The 18,775-nt window shown below is 45.5% G+C and carries 19 protein-coding genes; 15 read left to right on the forward strand and 4 right to left on the reverse strand.

Annotation, left to right across the window (positions count from 1 at the left end):
• Nucleotides 1–26 precede the first annotated feature (26 nt).
• Both hutX and SPEA_RS17545 read right to left on the reverse strand, forming a co-directional pair.
• Nucleotides 27–551, reverse strand: a complete 525-nt coding sequence (gene hutX, locus SPEA_RS17540) for a heme utilization cystosolic carrier protein HutX (protein WP_012156540.1) — start codon at nucleotides 549–551, stop codon at nucleotides 27–29.
• A gap of 127 nt (nucleotides 552–678) precedes the next feature.
• On the reverse strand, nucleotides 679–2,712 hold the full coding sequence (locus SPEA_RS17545; RefSeq protein ID WP_398353688.1) for a TonB-dependent hemoglobin/transferrin/lactoferrin family receptor: 2,034 nt from the start codon (nucleotides 2,710–2,712) through the stop codon (nucleotides 679–681).
• A 361-nt stretch (nucleotides 2,713–3,073) separates the two neighbouring features.
• Between SPEA_RS17545 and SPEA_RS17550 the strand changes: the two genes are divergently transcribed.
• The 6 genes from SPEA_RS17550 to SPEA_RS17575 all read left to right on the forward strand — a co-directional run bounded on the left by SPEA_RS17550 (nucleotide 3,074) and on the right by SPEA_RS17575 (nucleotide 8,221).
• On the forward strand, nucleotides 3,074–3,832 hold the full coding sequence (locus SPEA_RS17550; protein WP_012156542.1) for an energy transducer TonB: 759 nt from the start codon (nucleotides 3,074–3,076) through the stop codon (nucleotides 3,830–3,832).
• A gap of 174 nt (nucleotides 3,833–4,006) precedes the next feature.
• Nucleotides 4,007–4,783, forward strand: a complete 777-nt coding sequence (locus SPEA_RS17555; RefSeq protein WP_012156543.1) for a MotA/TolQ/ExbB proton channel family protein — start codon at nucleotides 4,007–4,009, stop codon at nucleotides 4,781–4,783.
• Nucleotides 4,780–5,193: an ExbD/TolR family protein gene (locus SPEA_RS17560; protein WP_012156544.1), complete on the forward strand. Its 414-nt coding sequence runs from the start codon at nucleotides 4,780–4,782 to the stop codon at nucleotides 5,191–5,193. Before SPEA_RS17555 ends, SPEA_RS17560 begins: the two co-directional genes overlap by 4 nt.
• Nucleotides 5,194–5,387: 194 nt before the next feature.
• A complete protein-coding gene (locus tag SPEA_RS17565) occupies nucleotides 5,388–6,326 on the forward strand; it encodes a heme/hemin ABC transporter substrate-binding protein (RefSeq protein WP_012156545.1) in 939 nt (312 codons plus the stop codon).
• 58 nt (nucleotides 6,327–6,384) lie between these two features.
• Nucleotides 6,385–7,401 carry a FecCD family ABC transporter permease gene (locus tag SPEA_RS17570; protein ID WP_012156546.1) on the forward strand — a complete coding sequence of 339 codons (1,017 nt, stop codon included), beginning with the start codon at nucleotides 6,385–6,387 and terminating at the stop codon, nucleotides 7,399–7,401.
• A 13-nt stretch (nucleotides 7,402–7,414) separates the two neighbouring features.
• Entirely contained in the window at nucleotides 7,415–8,221 is an 807-nt protein-coding gene (locus SPEA_RS17575) for a heme ABC transporter ATP-binding protein (RefSeq protein WP_012156547.1), read from the forward strand.
• Nucleotides 8,222–8,308: 87 nt separating this feature from the next.
• On the opposite strand, the gene SPEA_RS17580 is transcribed toward SPEA_RS17575, so the two are convergent.
• Complete coding sequence (locus SPEA_RS17580; RefSeq protein WP_012156548.1) at nucleotides 8,309–8,866, reverse strand: TetR/AcrR family transcriptional regulator; 558 nt, start codon at nucleotides 8,864–8,866, stop codon at nucleotides 8,309–8,311.
• 135 nt (nucleotides 8,867–9,001) lie between these two features.
• Here SPEA_RS17580 and SPEA_RS17585 point away from each other — a divergent pair, with 135 nt between their 5' ends.
• Together SPEA_RS17585 and SPEA_RS17590 are read left to right on the forward strand one after the other, a co-directional pair.
• On the forward strand, nucleotides 9,002–9,535 hold the full coding sequence (locus SPEA_RS17585) for a dihydrofolate reductase family protein (RefSeq protein WP_012156549.1): 534 nt from the start codon (nucleotides 9,002–9,004) through the stop codon (nucleotides 9,533–9,535).
• A 136-nt stretch (nucleotides 9,536–9,671) separates the two neighbouring features.
• Nucleotides 9,672–10,169 (forward strand): YdcF family protein, encoded by a 498-nt coding sequence (locus tag SPEA_RS17590; protein WP_012156550.1) that lies wholly within the window; start codon nucleotides 9,672–9,674, stop codon nucleotides 10,167–10,169.
• Between the two features lie 52 nt (nucleotides 10,170–10,221).
• On the opposite strand, the gene SPEA_RS17595 is transcribed toward SPEA_RS17590, so the two are convergent.
• On the reverse strand, nucleotides 10,222–11,127 hold the full coding sequence (locus SPEA_RS17595; protein ID WP_012156551.1) for a LysR family transcriptional regulator: 906 nt from the start codon (nucleotides 11,125–11,127) through the stop codon (nucleotides 10,222–10,224).
• A 151-nt stretch (nucleotides 11,128–11,278) separates the two neighbouring features.
• Between SPEA_RS17595 and SPEA_RS17600 the strand changes: the two genes are divergently transcribed.
• The 7 genes from SPEA_RS17600 (at nucleotide 11,279) to torD (ending at nucleotide 18,726) form a co-directional block, all read left to right on the forward strand.
• A complete protein-coding gene (locus SPEA_RS17600; protein WP_012156552.1) occupies nucleotides 11,279–11,704 on the forward strand; it encodes a PACE efflux transporter in 426 nt (141 codons plus the stop codon).
• 249 nt (nucleotides 11,705–11,953) lie between these two features.
• Nucleotides 11,954–13,393, forward strand: coding sequence for a heme anaerobic degradation radical SAM methyltransferase ChuW/HutW (hutW, locus tag SPEA_RS17605; RefSeq protein WP_012156553.1), 1,440 nt, complete (start codon nucleotides 11,954–11,956; stop codon nucleotides 13,391–13,393).
• 82 nt (nucleotides 13,394–13,475) lie between these two features.
• Nucleotides 13,476–13,865, forward strand: a complete 390-nt coding sequence (locus tag SPEA_RS17610) for a DUF2956 domain-containing protein (RefSeq protein WP_012156554.1) — start codon at nucleotides 13,476–13,478, stop codon at nucleotides 13,863–13,865.
• A gap of 302 nt (nucleotides 13,866–14,167) precedes the next feature.
• Nucleotides 14,168–14,338 carry a periplasmic nitrate reductase, NapE protein gene (locus tag SPEA_RS17615; RefSeq protein ID WP_012156555.1) on the forward strand — a complete coding sequence of 57 codons (171 nt, stop codon included), beginning with the start codon at nucleotides 14,168–14,170 and terminating at the stop codon, nucleotides 14,336–14,338.
• Between the two features lie 40 nt (nucleotides 14,339–14,378).
• Nucleotides 14,379–15,557 (forward strand): pentaheme c-type cytochrome TorC, encoded by a 1,179-nt coding sequence (gene torC, locus SPEA_RS17620; protein WP_012156556.1) that lies wholly within the window; start codon nucleotides 14,379–14,381, stop codon nucleotides 15,555–15,557.
• Between the two features lie 14 nt (nucleotides 15,558–15,571).
• Entirely contained in the window at nucleotides 15,572–18,064 is a 2,493-nt protein-coding gene (gene torA / locus SPEA_RS17625; protein WP_012156557.1) for a trimethylamine-N-oxide reductase TorA, read from the forward strand.
• Nucleotides 18,061–18,726, forward strand: a complete 666-nt coding sequence (torD, locus tag SPEA_RS17630; protein ID WP_012156558.1) for a molecular chaperone TorD — start codon at nucleotides 18,061–18,063, stop codon at nucleotides 18,724–18,726. Before torA ends, torD begins: the two co-directional genes overlap by 4 nt.
• The last annotated feature ends 49 nt before the right edge of the window (nucleotides 18,727–18,775 follow it).

Raw genomic sequence — 18,775 nt, forward strand, 5'->3', positions numbered from 1 at the left:
CTTATTTTAAGGTTTATTCGAATAGCTTAAGCGGTCGTGGTTAATACTTGTTGCTTCAATTGATTAAAGCGGGCAACTTGCTCTGGCAGTAATACGCGCTTTTTATCCCGGCCCAAGTACACCTTAAACACCACTTCCCCCTGCGAACCAAAGAAGTTAATAGAGTGACTTTCGGTGCCTCTAAAGGGTTTGCTAATGAGGGCAATCGCAGTAATCACATCTAGCTTTAAGTGACCATGAAGACCGTCGCCTTTAGTGATTAAGTTGTAATAACCATGGGCATATTTTCCCTTTGGAAAACTGCCTTTAAATTCAAAAATACTGCCCGATGCCGACACAATCGTGGTCATATTGCCCCACTCTGGTAGCTCGGCTAATAACGCATCTTTCTCGGCTAAGGGTAGGATAGTAATCTGTTCAACGGGCAATGCTGATACCACATCAAACTCGCTAATATTAAGCTCTGCGGCAATTTGGCTTGGCATAGCAGCAGGATTGTTTTCTATATGCTGACGAATTTGTTCGACTGACACTGATACAGGGACTGACATGGAATATCTCCAATTAACTAAGTGATGATTAACTAAGCGCTTGTTAACTATGCGTTAGTTAACTAAACGACAAAGAGGCCAACTCATTTATATTCTCTGAGTCGGCCCCGGATTGGCATAACTTAACTTAGAAGTTATAGCGCGCTGACAACTTGAAATTCCTGCCTTGTTCATACAAGGTTTGCCACGCTTGGCGATATTCCTCATCACCAATGTTTTCTACTGCGAAGTCGACTCGTAGACCTTCAAATGTGCCCATGGCTGGCTCCCATGCCACATACATATCCCATAGTTTGTAAGAGTCGTACTGATTTACGTTATCTACTGGTAGCTGATCTTGCTCGGCAACATAAGTAAAGCGAGTACCAACCTTCATATCGCCTTCCATGATCCCTTGTGAAAGGTCAATCGCTAACTTCTTAGCGGGAATGTTTGATAAGTATTCGTCTGTAGCCTTGTCTTTGCCTTCGGTTTGACCGTAGTTGAAGCTCACGCGAGTTTGCTCATAACGGTAGCGAGTTGAAAACTCAAAACCAGTCAGTTTAGCTTCATCAACATTGTCCCAAGAGGTGGTTTGCTCAAAGCCGGGGATGCCCATTAATGGATTCGAAACTGATTGCTCGATAAAGTCATCTACGTCATTTCTAAACACGTTAAGCGTAATGGCAAGCTCGTCATTACCCGCTAGATTGGCAAAACGTAAATCGGCTTTAATTTCTTTGTTTTCTGCTTGCTCAGCTTTAAGGTCTGGGTTGATCTCAAAGGTGTTACATAGGCCGTTCGGCAAGAAACCTGGAATAGCTGGAATACAGTAGTGGGTACCTGTTGAGTACATCTCTTCCATGCTTGGGGCGCGGAATGCTTGATCGTAACGTGCGCTCAAAGTTAACCAATCAGTGGTCTTCCACACTAGGCCAACTGAAGGGGAAAATGCGCTATCATCCGATGACTGATTAAGGTTGTTACTCTGGTTTTCAAAAGCGTCGTAACGCACAGCAGCGTCCACAGACCAAGTCTCTGTTAACTCAATATCGGCACGAGTAAATGCACCCCAAACTGTGGTGTCGCCGTCTATATCATCTGGACGTTGGCCAAATTGGCCGCTGTCATCACGTACTGTTTTAATTGAGTCCTGATAACCATCAACACCGTATGTCAGTACAGTATTACCTAGCGTAGAGCTATTACTAAGACTAAAACCTAGAGTTTCATATTCAGTGCTATCAAATTGGTTTTTAGTGACGCGATCTTCATCGTAATCGGTACCGTTCCAATACAGGGTGGCATTTAAGTCAAGTAAGGCGTTATCTGTCGGGTTTAGGCTGTAATCTAACGTCACGTTTTGATCTTGGGTTTTACGCTTAACTAAAGGTACCGAGGTGCCGACGTTAGTCGCTGGGTTACTCGGTACTAACTCGTCAGTATCAGAAAAACGTGCAGACAGTTGCAGGCGCTGTTCATCCGTTGGCTCCCAGCCAAATTTTGCTAGACCACTTGTGCCTTGCGACGCACTGTTCTCTAGCGTTTTATCATTACCAATTTTGATATTGTTGCTGTCGTAGTAGCTACCATTGAGTAACCAATCTACCTTGCCAGCTGCATCAGTTTGGGTTAAGCCGTAAATCGCACCACTGGTTTTAATGCGGTCGCCGTTAGATTCATAACCTTGCTTAAGGTAGCCACCAAAGCTGTCTTCTTCGTCTAAAAAGTCTGCTGCCGACTTGGTATTTTGCGCAACGACGCCACCAATCGCCCCGCTGCCCCATAAACTACTAGCAGGGCCACGAACCACTTCGACCGAACTTAAAAGCTCAGGATCCATAAAGTAGGTGCCGCGATGGCCTGAATTTGTGTTTTGACGAGCACCATCAATAGTTTGCAGCACTCGCTGGCCACCAAGACCACGGATCTCAACGCCTTGAGATGAAGCACGAGGACCATTGCTCACATTAACGTTAGCTTCATTTTTCAATGCCTGGGCAACCGATGAAGGTTGCGACTCCTGCAATTGCTCTTCAGTAACGACTGCCACGCTGCGGCTAGTTTCCGATGCTTTCTCGCTTACACGAGTCGCGGTGACAAGCACTTCATCAAACTCAGTTATTTGCTGCTCAGAGACTTGCTGAGTTTGCGCAGCAAATGCGCCCGAGCTTAGAGCCATTGCCATAGCGACTACAACAGGCTTCTTAGTCATTTTTCAATCCTCAAGGTAAGTATCAATAGCGTCTCATCTGCAATCCACTTGGTTAGGATTAGAATTTCGAGACTGCCGTTTTGTTATTTTTCGGCACTTTACCTGAGACAAAAAAATAGATCAAATGAAAATCATTATCATTTGCGATCTCATTCAAGCTGGTATATCTTATTTGGAAACCATTAACGCTGACTTACCTAACCAATTGTAAATAATGTAAATATCTATCTTTTATGTCAACTTTGTAAAGATGTGGGCAATGAGGTAGCGTGAAATACAATTGATGAGTCAGTACTAATATTATTCTATTGAGTAAGAATTTTCGGCCATGACTCCTAAACGTTATTTTGCTTTTGGTTGTTTAACGATTTTAATCCAAGGCGGCGTACTCGCCTCACAAAACAGCCAGCCAGATCCGCGACTAAACTCTGGCTCTGCGATGGGCTCTAGTCAGGCAGTCAGCATCTCTATTGCAATGCAAGCCAGCCAAGCTGTAAAAACGCCCGAGCAGGTTCAAGCACCTGTTGAAACCCAAGCTAAGCCGACGACTCAAGCTAATCCTGTTGCTCAGACCATTGCGAAACCCCAGCCAATTGCCAAGACTAACGCCATTGCCCAAACCCAAGCTAAACCGCTCTCCCCCAAGATGGCTGTAACTGACAAGCCAAAAACGCTAAAAGAGGTAGCGAAAAAGTTGGATCCAATCAAGCCAATCGAAAAAACACAAGAAAGTGCCGCTGAAGTACAAACAGAGCAACTTTCTCACAATCAACCAAAGGCTGATGCCAAGCAAGGTGTAAGCAAGCAAGCCGTTGCATTAAGCCAACCCACTTTTGCCACACCACCGAGCCAACCCCACTACCCAAAAAAAGCACGTAAAAAGGGATTTCAAGGCACTGCGACCGTGGAGGTGATGTTTAACCAGCTTGGCGAGCAACTCTCGCTCACCTTGGTGGATAGCTCCGGTTACCGATTATTAGACAAAGCCGCGTTAAACGCTGTCGAGAAGTGGCAGTTTGCCGCACCTAGCCCACAAACCGCCTACGCCTACACTGTGCGAGTACCGGTGAAGTTTGCATTGAATTAATGGCGGACAGAATCGAGCCATGGGTGACTTAGCTAAGTAGCGAATGCCTTAGTTAATGCACAAAAGCTTACAGGGAAAGTAAGGCTAACAATACGTGTTTAAGGCAAGGCGCAAAACACACAAATTTATTTATATCGTTAATGCGATGGCCTAAGTTATCGCCAAGGAAACACCATGTATCAACCCTTATATCAACAACTCATCGAGCAGCTTGGCTACTTAAGCTGGCCGTTATTTATCTGCGCTTTCTTAGGCCTGATGATTATTCTAGAGCGTTTAGCACTGCTGCTCTATGAGCTGCCAAAGCGTGATAGCTGGTTAACTCAGCTCCGCCAACAGGCCCGCAGCGCAACCCCAGAGCAAAGACAACAGTTGATGACTCAAATAAGCCAAGGTCGCAGCATGCTAGCCAAGGGCACAGCCTTGTTATTGAGCCACGGCGAACAGTCACGCGCCATGCGCGAAGAGATTGTTTCACTCTGGCTCGTTAAGCAAAAAAGTAAGCTGCTTTCGGGTTTAAAAATTTTACACATCATAGGTGTGATCACCCCACTTCTTGGTTTACTGGGCACGGTTTTGGGGCTAATCGAGATGTTTAATCAGCTTGGGTTGTCAGATGGCCCGGTAACACCATCACAACTGGCATCGGGTCTTGGTCTTGCGATGAACACCACTGCCGCTGGCCTTATTATCGCCGTGCCTGCTATCACCATGGCGCACCTATTTACCCTTTGGGCCGAGCGTCGCTGCAACAAGTTAGCCCATGCACTTAACTTATTAAATCTTTGGCTAGACGGCTTCGATCAAGCCCTGAGTATCGGCACTGATTCAGCGGCTCAGTTGTGCTCAAAAGCGGCTACCTGCAAAGAAGCTAGCTGCCAGTCTCAAGCTGCTGAGCTAAATAAAGAAGCCGAGCTAAATAAAACACCTTTGACAGGTTTGTCATCATGATCAGTGCAGGCAAGGATGAAAGTGCCCAGAGCTTTGGCTTAGATCTGACGCCGCTTATCGACATTATCTTTATTGTACTGGTGTTTTTATTGCTAACCGCTAACACCCAGCTACTGAGCTTACCGGTTGATGTGCCGACTGAAACCGACTCAAGCCTAAGCGCGCTTTCCCAAGACCGTCATATTGGAATCAATGTGCTGCAGAGTGAGCCACACTGGGCTCTTGATGGCCAAAGTTATAGCGACTTTAATGCCTTTGAAGCGGCATTTACTCAAGCTTTTAAGGCTAACCCAAAAGCTAAGGTAGTTATTGCCGCCGACAAAACAGCCCCAGTACAGCCCTTAATGACAGTTTTAGCCGCCATGCAGCGCCAAAATATTACTAATACCCAAATTTTGATGGAGCCCTAATCGACGCGAAATTAGTTACAACACGTTTACTACGGGTTGTTTACGAAAAGTTGTCTACGAAAAGCTTTAACCAGTGCTCTACACCATTTTTTAATTAATACCCCTTACTCGATTGGTTGGTCACATTACTTATGAGTAATCGGTATCAGCTAATCACTAACAGCTAGTCACTATTGACTGAATTGGAGTCTTTAATGCTAAACAAGATCTTGAAACAAACCATTGCCAGCGCTGCGCTATGTTCAATGCTGACCTTGAGTCACTCTGCACTCGCCCATGACGACCACACTCATGATAAGGTCGCTAACAAAACAGGAGCCGCTAACCAGACAGAAAGCGCTCGTGTAGTCAGTGCTGGCGCTGGGGTAACAGAATTAGTCTTTGCGCTTAATGCGGGCAATGAGTTAGTGGCCGTCGACTCCACCAGCCAACTCCCTAAAGGTCACAATGAAGTAGCAAAGTTAGGCTACCACCGCATGCTGAGCGCCGAAGGGATTTTAGCGCTTTCGCCTAATCTAGTTCTTGGTACAGACGCCATGGGACCAAAGGCGACCCTTGACGTGCTAAGCGGCGCAAATGTCAAAGTGATCCAGCTCCCTGATGCCCACACTCAAGCTCAGTTACTCAGTAACATCGATGAAATGGGTAAATTGCTCAACCGCGAAAATCAGGCGAAAACACTACAAAATCAAGTTAACCAATCGTTTACCAAAATAGAGAAAAAACAACAGCAAATAGCTCAGCAAGGCGATGCACCTAAAGTGTTATTTTTACTGCTTCAAGCAGACAGACCAGCTCGTGTTGGCGGCGATGATACCGCGGCTGACATCATTATTAAGCTAGCTGGTGGCAAAAATATCGCCGGTTTTAGCGGATATAAATCTGTGTCTCAAGAAGGGATATTGTCACTGCAGCCTGACGTAATTTTAATCTCTAATCGCTCTGACAAAGCAATCGAAAGCCCAATTGATGATCTGCTGAAACAGATGCCACTGCTTGAGCATACGCCTGCTGGTAAAAATAAGCATATTCAATCGCTAAAGCCACAGGCGCTGCTAGGCGGCTTAGGTTTAAGCGCCATCGAAGCTGCCGACAAGTTAGCTAGCGACTTTATTAACGTAAACCAGTACTAAGACAACCTCTTTAACTGAGCAATATCGCCCCCACTAAGATAAAGAGCAGGATACATAAATGGATAATCGTCGTTGGCTTTGGCCCAGTTTACTCGCCGCTCTGGTGATAACCAGCCTGATGTCTGTCAGCATAGGTCCACTACAAATTAGCCCATCGGTTAGCTTTCATGCCGTGATGAATTGGGCGATGCAGCTAGATATAGGCAGCGTGGCGCCCCATGAGCAGCTAGTGATCAATAATGTGCGTTTACCACGCACTTTATTGGCGCTTGCTGTGGGAGCAGTATTAGCCCAATGCGGCGCGGTAATGCAGGGGTTATTTAGAAACCCGCTGGCAGATCCCGGCATTATCGGCGTTTCATCGGGTGCAGCCTTGGGCGCAGCCATCTGTATTGTGCTAATTCCTCAAGGTGGCGAATACATGGTTGCACTTAGCGCCTTTATCGCCGGCCTAGCGACCACCTTAATAGTGTATCGCCTTGCTAGCAGTCCCAGTGGTACCTCTGTGGTATTACTACTGTTATCGGGTGTCGCCATTGCAGCGCTTGCTGGTGCGGGGATCGGGCTATTAACTTATATGGCAGACGATATGGCACTTAGGGATCTGACACTATGGCAGATGGGCTCAATTGCCGGAGCTCAGTGGCATTACGTGCTATTAAGCTTAGTCGCGCTGGCACTTGTCAGCTGGCAGTTTAACTCCAGCGCAAAGGCGCTTAATGCCCTGTTACTTGGAGAAGCTGAAGCCCGCCATTTAGGCCTAGATGTCGATAAACTAAAGCTGAAACTCATCATACTGTGCGCTATTGGTGTGGGGATTTCGGTGGCGGCAACCGGGATTATTGGCTTTATTGGTTTAGTGGTGCCGCATCTTGTACGCATGATGGTAGGGCCGGATCATAAACAACTATTGCCACTGAGCGCCATGCTAGGCGCTGCAATGTTGGCACTTGCTGACATTGGCGCTCGCTCTTTAGTGGCGCCATCAGAGCTGCCCGTCGGCTTAGTCACCGCTTTGCTCGGTGCGCCCTTCTTTATCGTGTTGCTGTTAAAGCAGCGCCACCGATTAATATAAGGTTGCAATAGCCATGATAAATCAACTAGAACAAGCTAATCAGAGCAGTACAACCGCGCTACAAGTGAGTGATTTATCGGTGCGTATCGGCCATAAATCGGTGCTCACGGATATCAACCTGAAAATTAAAGCTGGCCAGGTTACCGCCCTACTTGGCCCCAATGGCGCAGGCAAGTCTACGTTACTGAAAAGCCTTTGCCAGGACGTTGAGATTGAGGCTGGCAACATTGAAGTTTACGGCAAATCCCTCACCGATTGGAATAGACAACTACTGGCTAAGTCCTTAGCGGTTTTGCCACAACATGCCTCACTCACCTTTCCGTTTAAAGTGCGTGAAGTGGTTGAAATGGGGCTCTACCCGTTATCCCTTAATCAACAACAAGGCAAAAGGCTTGTTGGTGACCAACTTGAGCAGGTAGCACTGTCACACTTAAAAGAGCGTAGCTACCCCACCCTTTCTGGCGGAGAAAAGCAGCGAGTCCAGTTAGCTCGCGTGCTGACTCAACTGGCTCAATCAGATAAGCCGCCCATATTGCTGTTAGACGAACCCACATCAGCGCTAGATCTTGCCCAGCAACATAGAGTGCTAGGTTTGGCTCGCAACCTCGCCCATGAACATAACTATGCCGTGATTGTAGTTTTACATGATTTGAATCAGGCGTCGCGATACGCCGATAGATTAGTGGTGCTCGAAAATGGCTGCATAGTCAGTGACGGGATCCCCAGCGAAACCTTAACGCCTGAAACGATTAGACAGGTTTGGCATTACGATCCGGTTGTGGTGATGGAACCTGGTAAGCAAACGCCGCTACTGTTTTAGAAAGCAGTTTTAAGGAGCCTGCTCTAGGAACTGAGCAGGCACTATAAGAGTGCTCATTTAGCCATGAACACTCTTATCTCTTATATCCTACACCTGCAGCGATCGAAATATAATCGAAAGAGGCCCATTGATAGCCTGCTCATCTAGTGTTTGCTCAGTGTTATTACAGCGGTAAGCGAGCGCAAAACCATGCAGGTAATCCACCAATAAATGTAGAATATTCTCTTGCTCGTTATCAGTTAACGCTAACGGTTCTAATATCTCCTTAAAGCGGTTAACGAAGATCTCAGCGGGGCCACTCGACTGCATCGATAACAAGGTTTCCAATAATCCTGAGTATTGCTTAAGTAAGTTTAAGTAACTAAGGCTTAGCTCAGTCAAAGCTTCCTGCCAACAGCCCCCTGTTTTGGGCTGATAAATGTCACTCACTAAAGAGATAGTAATCGCTTCAAGTAGGGCTTCTTTATTTTTAAAGTAATAGTAAATCGCCATCGCATCGACAGAGAGTGCGCTCGCTAGATTACGGATACTGGGGATCTTTCCCTCTTTTAACATCAGAGCCTTTGCTTGCACGACAATCAATTCTTGACTTAATAGACCTGTTTCACTCGTTGGCCTGCCGCGCTTCTTATGCTTGACAGTCATAAAAGAGTCTCGCTAAAATAAAAAATATTTCTACAATGTAGAATATATTATATATAAGTGATTTGATTAACAAGCCATAGGCTAAAGTTAACCTTATTTTGGTAAAATAACCTGCATATATGTGAAAGGGTTTCTATGGCAAATATTGTATATATCGCCACTAGCCTTGATGGCTTCATTGCCGATAAAGATAACAAGGTAGACTGGCTACATGACATTCCAAATCCTGATGGATTAGATCTTGGGTTTGGCGACTTTATGGCGCGTATTGATGCGCTCGTGATGGGACGTAATACGCTAGAGATTGTACTGAATTTTGGCATTGACTGGCCCTATAATAAGCCAGTATTTGTGCTCAGCAATACGTTAACTAATGTACCGGCAGGCCTAGAAGACAAAGTGTTTTTAGTTAATGGCCCCTTGCCGCAAGTGATTAAACAGCTCAACGACCAAGGTTACAACAACCTCTATATTGATGGCGGCAAAACCATTCAAGGCTTCCTACAGCAGGACTTAATCGATGAAATGATTATTACCACTATTCCAGTCTTACTCGGCGGCGGTATATCACTATTTGGCGAGCTGGCGTCACCACTTAAGTTTAAGCATGCTAAGGCCGAACGCTTACTCGATTGTTTAGTACAAAACACTTTTCTAAGACAGAGATAGCTGCGGCTTTGCTCCCAATAGGTCAGTTGCATGAGTCTGTTGCATGAGTCTTTTCCGTGAGACTGTTGCACTAGACTGGGCGATTCAACAGCTTGATGAAGCCGCTTAAATAACTTAACGAGGAAATACAGACGTAATGAGTCGCGTTATTCTTGTATTAGGTTCGCCTAACGATAACCAAGGCCGTCTTTCTGATATTGCGATATCGCGCTGCCAAGCAGCGCTTTGGCAATATCAATTACGTCCAGACAGTAAAGTACTGCTCACTGGTGGCTTTGGTGAGCATTTTAACCAAACTAACACCGCCCACGCTCTTTATTGTCAGGCTTACCTTATTGACCACGGCATGCCTAACAGCGCCTTTACCGATATTGCCCTTAGCCGCTTCACATTTGAAGATGCCATACTGTCGAAGCCTATCGTTGAGGAGCATGGCTTTAGAGAGCTTTGCCTTGTCACGTCAGAGTTTCATTTGCCTAGAGCAAGGCTTATTTTTAGCCAAATTTTTGCAGCGCAGATACTGACTTATGTGGCGGCAACAACGTCATGTTCAGCAGCCGAGCTTGAGCGACTCAAGCAACATGAGTTATCAGTGATGGATAGAGAAAAGGCCAACCTTGCTGCGCTAAAATAAAAAGAAATGAAGTGAACTGAGCCTTGTTACTTCAATGCCCTTTCAATGTACTTTATTCTCGCAGCTGCCAATCGGCACGGTTAAAGAAATACTCCTGTAGCCGCGCAATCAAGCTTTCTAATACCGGGCCTGAGCCATGACTCCTTGACACTAAGCAGCCCACAGCTGTTAGCCAGCCGTTATATTCATGCGCAACCGGTAGCGCCACTAGGCTAGATTGCTTGATACGCTCTTTTACCAGCAGCTCAGGTACAACGGCCCAGCCTATGCCATTATCGACTAACTCCAGCAAAATTTGGTGAGTATTGGCGTACCACATCGCACTGCTGATCCCATAGCTAAACCAAAGCTCTTTTTGTTTAGCACTGCGATGCACACACTGGCGATGCGCTTTAAGATCCGAGTCATGAACCACTGGCAATGCCGCTAGCGCATGCATAGGTGAGGCAACAGTTAAAAATCTTGCTTGCCCCAGCACAAAGAAATCCATATCGACTTTTAACTCACCATCAGCATATACAATTCCCACTTGGGCTTTGCCTTTACGGACTAACTCCTCAACATCAAAGGTCGAGGCACTAATCAGCTCAATGTGAGTAATAGGAAACTTATCGGCTAAGGGGGTTAGAATTTTCACAAAATCCCCATTCATCAAGCTTTCATCAATCGCTATCACCAATTGATGTTCATCGGCTTTTGTCAGTGATTCGATTTTTTGATCAAAGTACTGCTGCTGGTGCAGGATTGAATAAGCGATTGGCAATAGCGCTTTGGCATTTTCAGTTAACACAGGCGTGTTTTTATCGCGATTAAACAACTCCTGATTAATTGCGATCTCTAAGTTTGAAATAGCCTGACTCACCCCAGATTGTGCGCGCTTTAATTTGCGCGCCGCAGCTGAAAAAGAGCCGGTTTCACATACAGTGACAAAGATTTTCAACTGCTCAAAACTATACATGTTTCGTATCCAATAGAGGGTAATCGACGTAAGCCATCACGAAATGTGATAGCTGTTAACTTTGCCTACTCTTTTTTCCTGTAATAATCAGCGCCCTTTTACAGCCTTTAGGGGCTGACATAAATACATGCGACGTTTTTTGGAGTAAGTAATGAGTATTATAGAGCGAGTATTTCACTCTGTATTGTTTGAAGTACTAGCGGTGACATTTTCGATTATTGGATTATCGATTTTTACCGATTTCGATGTCAAATCACTATCTGGAATGATGATAGTTGTTGCGACCATAGCAATGATCTGGAACTTTATATTCAACTGGGGGTTTGATCGTGTTATCACTGGCGATAAAGAGAAGCGCCCGTTAAAAGTTCGAGTTGTACACGTCAGCTTATTTGAAGTGGGCTTACTATTTTTCACCGTGCCTGTGATGGCTTACATACTCAATATAGGCATAGTAGAAGCGCTAATTATGGATCTCGGCGTGACTGTGTTTATCACTATTTATGCCTTTACCTATAACTTTATCTACGATCACACCCGGGCTTTTATCATCCGCAGCCGCGCTGTCGCCTGTTGATTCTGTTCTGTTCTGTTCTGTTCTGTTCTGTAGTTACAGACTATTGATTGAGCTCACTTGAATTAATCATTGCTAACTCTTGTTTATTGACGAAGCTCGCTTGAATTAATCATTGCCATAGATGCAGTGATTAATTCAGTGCAACTCACCTTTACAATGCAAAGAGCGATTAGTTGATCTACCGCACCAAAATCGCATTTGATAATAATTATCATTATCAAAACACTTTTTTGTATTTTGAGAGTCGCGATGATTTTAACGCCAAGCATGACAGGCATTGCTAGCCCAGATCCGTTGCAACATGCCTTTAAGGTTAAAAGTGCGCCCCACGCTGGTCGCAGTGGAAGCCGTCCCGTGTTTCTTGAGCCACAGCAGTGGCACCAATGGTGGCAGCAGCCAAGCCAAGCCACTGAACGCGCGCTATATATCCATATTCCTTTTTGCCGCAAACGTTGTACTTTCTGTAACTTTTTTGAGAACGGTACCAATCCAGAGCGGATCAGTCGTTACATTAAAAATCTTACCCAGCAGCTTCATATTGCCGCCGACACGCCACTGGCACAAAGCCGTGGGTTTAATACCGTCTATGTGGGCGGTGGCACACCAACCGATATCAGTAGCGATGAAGTCAAACAGCTAGGTGAGGCCATCAGCCGATTTCCGTTAGTAGACAATGCCGAAGTGACATTAGAAGGTCGACTCAACGGCTTCGATGACGATAAATGGCATAACGCCACCGCTAACGGCTTTAACCGTTTTTCCTTTGGTGTGCAGAGCTTTGATACTCAAGTACGCCAAGCCGCTGGCCGCTTTGACGATAAAGATTTTTTACTTAACCGATTGCAGCAGCTTAGCCAGCACCCAAGTGCCAGTATCGTCATTGATTTGATTTTTGGCTTACCCGGCCAGACCTTAGATGTTTGGCAGCAAGACTTACAAGCGGTTATCGACAGCGGCGTACATGGAGTGGATCTCTATCAGCTAATTGGTTTGAGCGGGACTCGCATCGAACATGCTCGTGAAAAAGGCAAAATACTCGGTACAGCGCTAAGTGAGTTTCAAGCCGACAGCCAAACTCGCGCCAAAATGTATGCTAGTGGCGCAAACCACTTTGAGGCGCAAAACTGGCAGCGGTTATCGAGCTGCCATTGGCGTCGAGATAGTCGCGAGCGTAGCGTTTATAATAGTTTGGCAAAAAGTGGGATTGAGATCTTACCCTTTGGCGCTGGAGCTGGCGGCAGTATTCATGGCCATGGCTGTATGAACGGCCGAGACTTAAAAAAATGGCACCAAGCTCATGATGAAGTCACCTCCCCAAATGAGCTAATAGCAAATGACTCAATAGCAACTGAGCCAATGGCAAATGCGCCAGTACAGGTGCCGGGCATGCTAATGAGCCCTAATCCGTCGGCTAGCTTAGATGCTATTTTCAAGCGAGGCTTAGATGGCGGTAAGTTAAATCTCAGCTTATTGCCCAGCGCTATGGCGCTACATTTATCGCCTCTATTTAGCGCTTGGCAAAACAATGGCTTAGCCGAGTTAGTGCAAGACCAGCTCACGCTGACCTTAGCGGGACGTTTTTGGAACGTAAATATGCAAACTGGTTTATTTGAGTTTCTTGCTGAAAATCCACTGACGTCTGAAACTAGCAGCCAGCAGACTCACTCGGTTCACGCCATAGCAAGCTAGTCGTGAATCCTTTAAGCGCACTGCACAACTCAAAGTAGAGCTGATATAGTGCGCTTATTCTTCGCTAGGCATTCATATACTTATGGCAGCAACAAACGCTAAAAAAACCACCAATAAGCAAGTTGGCACTAAACCTTCGTCGGCAAAGAAGGTTATTTCTGACGAAACCAAAACAGAAGCACTGCAAGTCGCTAAATCAATGCAGAAACCGGGACAAACCAAAGAGCAAACTAAGCTCATTGCCCAAGGTATCGAAAAAGGCATTGCCGAATACAAAAAATTGCAAAAAGGAAAAGCTAGAGAGCGAGATAAGGCGCGTAAGCAAGAAAGTCGAGCCAAAGCTCGTGAAGCTAACATTGCCGATCAGGACCATAGCAATATAGAAGACCGCGCCGCTAGCCCTTATCTACCTTGGGGGTTACTAACAATTAGCTGGATTGGCTTCATCGCTTATATTGTTTTTACCAAGTAATTTTTCGTTACTCGTTAACCCCTTCAAACTGATCCCTTTCAGTATAAAAGTTGCTAAAAAAGGCACGCACAAGCCATTTGCGAGTGTCTTTTACTTTCGCAACTCATTATTTAGCATTTGATTATCCTGCAAAAGCTGATATAAAACTCAAACTAAATAACTAAAGATAGGGTGATGAAAAATTCTATTCATATTTTGTCATAAGTTGTCTTATCTCATTCATTGATGCCCTCATCACTATTCACATAATCTAACTATACTTAGCCTAATCAAAAAATATGGATTAGCCGGAGCACACAGTCATGACTGAGCAATGTCCCCCAAAAGAACAGGTTAGCAGCAAAAAAGATGAACTAAAGGCACTGGGCTTTATCATCTTTATTCTATTTCCAGCATTAGCCGCGACGTTTGTAAGCGTATACGGTTTGATTATCTGGATTTCTCTTACATTTAGTGGCGTTGCGTCTCACTAATTTCAATAACACATTTTAAATTTATTACGAGGATGCCGTTATGAGATGGTTACTTAACATCTGGCGCACACTGACTAAACCAGCTAAATACCTAACCTTAGGAAGTATTGGTATTTCTGCCTTTCTAATGGGAATTATCTTCTGGGGTGGCTTTAACACTGCACTTGAAGCAACGAATACAGAAGAGTTCTGTATCAGCTGTCACAGTATGGAAAGCAAGCCTTACCAAGAGCTCCAACAGACTGTACATTTTTCAAACCATTCAGGTGTGCGTGCAACTTGCCCAGACTGTCACGTACCGCATAACTATGGCCGTAAGATAGCGCGTAAGTTAGAAGCTTCTCACGACGTATACGGTTGGTTGTTTAACACCGTCAATACACCTGAGAAGTTTGAAGCTAAGCGTCTTGAAATGGCAAGCCGTGAGTGGAAACGTTTTGACCGTGATAAGTCTGCAGCATGTAAAAACTGTCACCAGTACGACTCTATGAAGTGGGACAGCATGTCTAAGCTTGCAGTTAAGCAAATGAAGCGCGCTGCTGAGTTAGATCAAAGCTGTGTGGATTGCCACAAAGGTATTGCTCACAAGCTACCAGAAATGGGTACCGCTCGTGCTCCAGAGTTGATTGCCGAAGTGGGTCGTGGCGTAAGTGGTGTTCAAGTGGGTCAAACTTACTTCACAGCATTAACCAAGCCATTATTCTTCAACGATAAAACTGACGTTGAAGCCGGCACATTAAACATTGCGACTAAGGTGAAAATCTTAGAAGTAAAAGGTAACCGTGCCAAGATTGGTATCGATGGCTGGAGAAAGAAAATCGGTGCAGGCCGCGTGATCTACTATGACTTTGGCTTAAACATTCTTTCGGCTCAGTTAACTAAAGACGCTGCGCTAGAAGAAGGTGTGATTAAGACATTCGAAGAGAAAGAAGATCCAATGACAGGCCTTAAGTGGCAGCGTGTAGAAGCGGACATTTGGACGGAAACTGACTACTTGCTAACGGATCTACAACCACTATGGGATTACGCTCGTAGTACATACAGCACAGCATGTAGCGTATGTCACACCCAGCCAGCTGAAGCACACTTTGACGCCAACACATGGCCAGGTATGTTCCAAGGCATGATCGCATTCGTCAACATGGATCAAGATACCCAAGCTTTGGTACAGAAATATTTACAAGAGCATTCATCAACTTTCGATAAGTCGGCTCACTAATAGGACATAGCGTAATGAACAGAAGAGACTTTCTAAAAGGCTTAGTTGGAACATCTTATGTCGTACTTAGCGGTTCATCAGTACTTGCACCGCTAAACGCTTTAGCGGCATCAGGAGCTGATGCGTCAGACGGTTGGCTTACAACTGGTTCGCACATGGGTGCGTTCAAGATGAAGCGTAAAAACGGCGTGATCTCTGAAGTTAAGCCTTTCGATACCGATATGTATCCAACAGATATGATCAACGGTATTAAGGGCTTAGTTTACAACCCATCACGCGTTCGCTACCCAATGGTTCGCTTAGACTTTTTATTGAAAGGTCACCAAAGCGATACCACACAACGCGGTGACTTCCGCTTTGTACGTGTGACTTGGGACAAGGCGCTCGGTTTATTTAAAGACTCACTCGATCTTATTCAAACTAAATATGGTCCATCGGGACTACACGCGGGGCAAACAGGTTGGCGTGCAACGGGTCAGTTGCATTCAAGCACCAGCCATATGCAACGCGCTGTGGGCATGCATGGTAACTTCGTTAAGAAGATTGGTGACTATTCAACAGGTGCAGGGCAAACCATTTTGCCTTACATCTTAGGTTCTACCGAAGTTTACGCTCAAGGTACCTCTTGGTCGTTAATTCTGGAACATTCTAAAACCATCATTTTATGGTCGAATGATCCATACAAGAACCTACAGGTCGGCTGGAACGCTGAAACACATGAGTCTTATGCTTACCTTGCTCAATTAAAAGAGAAAGTAGCCAAAGGCGAAATTCGTGTGATCAGTATCGATCCTGTCGTCACGAAAACACAGCAATACCTAGGTTGTGAGCAACTTTACATTAATCCGCAAACCGACGTAGCGTTAATGCTCGGTATTGCTCACGAAATGGTAGACAAGAACCTTCACGATAATGCGTTTATCGAAGGTTATAGCTTAGGCTTCGATCAGTTCTTACCTTACATTAAAGGCGAAACTGACGGTGTTGAGAAAACACCTGAGTGGGCAGCGGAGATCACAGGCGTTTCAGCCGAGATCATCCGTGATCTTGCTAAGGTAATGACAAAAGATCGCACCCAGATGTTGATGGGCTGGTGTATTCAGCGTCAACAACATGGTGAGCAGCCTTATTGGATGGCAGCGGTACTTGCAACCATGATTGGCCAAATTGGTCTTCCGGGCGGCGGCATTAGTTATGGTCACCACTACTCAAGTATTGGTGTTCCGTCTTCGGGTGCGGCAGCGCCAGGTGCGTTCCCACGTAACTTAGATGATGGTCAGAAGCCAATTTTTGATAGCACTGATTTTAAAGGCGCGAGCAATACGATTCCAGTTGCTCGTTGGATTGACTCAATCCTAGAGCCAGGTAAAACCATTGACTCAAACGGCTCTAAAGTTACCTATCCAGACATTAAGATGATGGTGTTCTCGGGCAACAACCCATGGAACCATCACCAAGATCGTAACCGCATGAAGAAAGCGTTCCATAAGCTTGAGTGCATCGTGTCGATTGACATGAACTGGACGGCGACTTGTCGTTTCTCTGACATAGTACTACCAGCTTGTACGACGTTTGAACGTAACGATATCGATATCTATGGCGCATACGCAAACCGTGGTTTGCTTGCCATGCAGAAGATGGTTGAACCGTTATTTGAGAGTCTTTCTGATTTCGAGATCTTTACTCGTTTTGCTGCACTACTTGGCAAAGAGAAAGAGTACACTCGCGGCATGACCGAGCACGATTGGTTAGTGAAGCTTTACAACGACTGTAAAGCAGCAAACGCTGGCAAGTTCGAAATGCCTGAATTCGAAGAGTTCTGGAAAGCGGGTTATGTTTACTTCGGTGAAGGTGAGCCTTGGGTTCGTCACGCGGCATTTAGAGATGATCCAGAAATCAACCCACTTGGAACACCATCTGGTTTGATTGAGATCTTCAGCCGTAAGATTGCCCACTACGAATACGATGACTGCCCTGGCCACCCTACTTGGATGGAAAAAGCAGAACGTAGCCATGGCGGCCCTGGCTCAGACAAGCACCCAATTTGGCTGCAGTCTTGCCACCCAGATAAGCGTTTGCATTCACAAATGTGTGAATCAGAAGAGTACCGTGAAACTTACACTGTACAAGGCCGTGAACCTGTATACCTAAACCCTGAAGATGCTAAGAAACGCGGCATTAAATCAGGCGATGTGGTACGCGTGTTTAATGACCGTGGTCAGTTGCTTGCTGGTGCAGTGGTATCGGATAAGTTCCCTAAAGGGGTTATCCGTATTCAAGAGGGTGCTTGGTATGGCCCAGTTGGTAAAGACGGTAGCAAAGAGGGCGGCGCAGAAATTGGTGCTATCTGTAGTTATGGCGATCCAAACACTCTAACGCTAGATATCGGTACCTCTAAGCTTGCACAAGCTTGCTCGGCTTATACCTGCCTTGTTGACTACGAAAAGTATCAAGGTAAAGTACCAGCAGTAAGTTCATTTAGCGGCCCGGTTGAGATTGCATTATGATTAAAGATGCTGTGAACACAGAGACAGTAGAAGTTAACCCAGTTGATCAGGTTAGAAGCACGATTTATCAATTACTTTCGTCACTATTTGCCAAAGAAATTGATCATAAGATTCTGCATGATTTAACCAGTGAGCAGGCGCAGCAGTTTTGGGCGCAGCTGGGTAGCGAGGCTGAATTTAAAGCTGACGTCGATGTTTTAGTCGCCGAGCTTGCTAAGCTCAATACTGATAAAGCATTACTAGAGCTTGCCGCCGATTATTGTGGCTTGTTCTTGGTCGGTACTAAATACAGTGCATCGCCTTATGCCAGCTTGTACTTAGACGACAAGCCAGCAAAGAAAGGTGATGAGCCGCTACTCTTTGGTGAACAGCATCAGCAGATGACTCAGTTTTTAAAACAGAGTCAACTGCAGGTACAAAGTGAGTTTCCAGAGCCTGCTGACCATCTAGCAGTGATCTTGGCCTATGTGGCTCACCTTTGTACTCATAGTGATGAAGCCGAGCAACACAGCTTTATCAAGGCCAACTTAGCTAACTGGTTAGGCAACTTTGTTGCTAAGGTTACTGAGGTGGACACCGGCAACTTCTACCAAGCTTTGGCGCGCCTCACCTACTCTTGGGTGAAGTCTGATGCCGAGTGGCTTGAGTCTGAATTGAACTAATCCCTCATCGATACTTTCAAAAAAGTATTCAAAAAGGGTGATGAACTGA

The sequence above is a fragment of the Shewanella pealeana ATCC 700345 genome (genome assembly GCF_000018285.1).
Taxonomy (GTDB): Bacteria; Pseudomonadota; Gammaproteobacteria; order Enterobacterales; family Shewanellaceae; genus Shewanella; species Shewanella pealeana.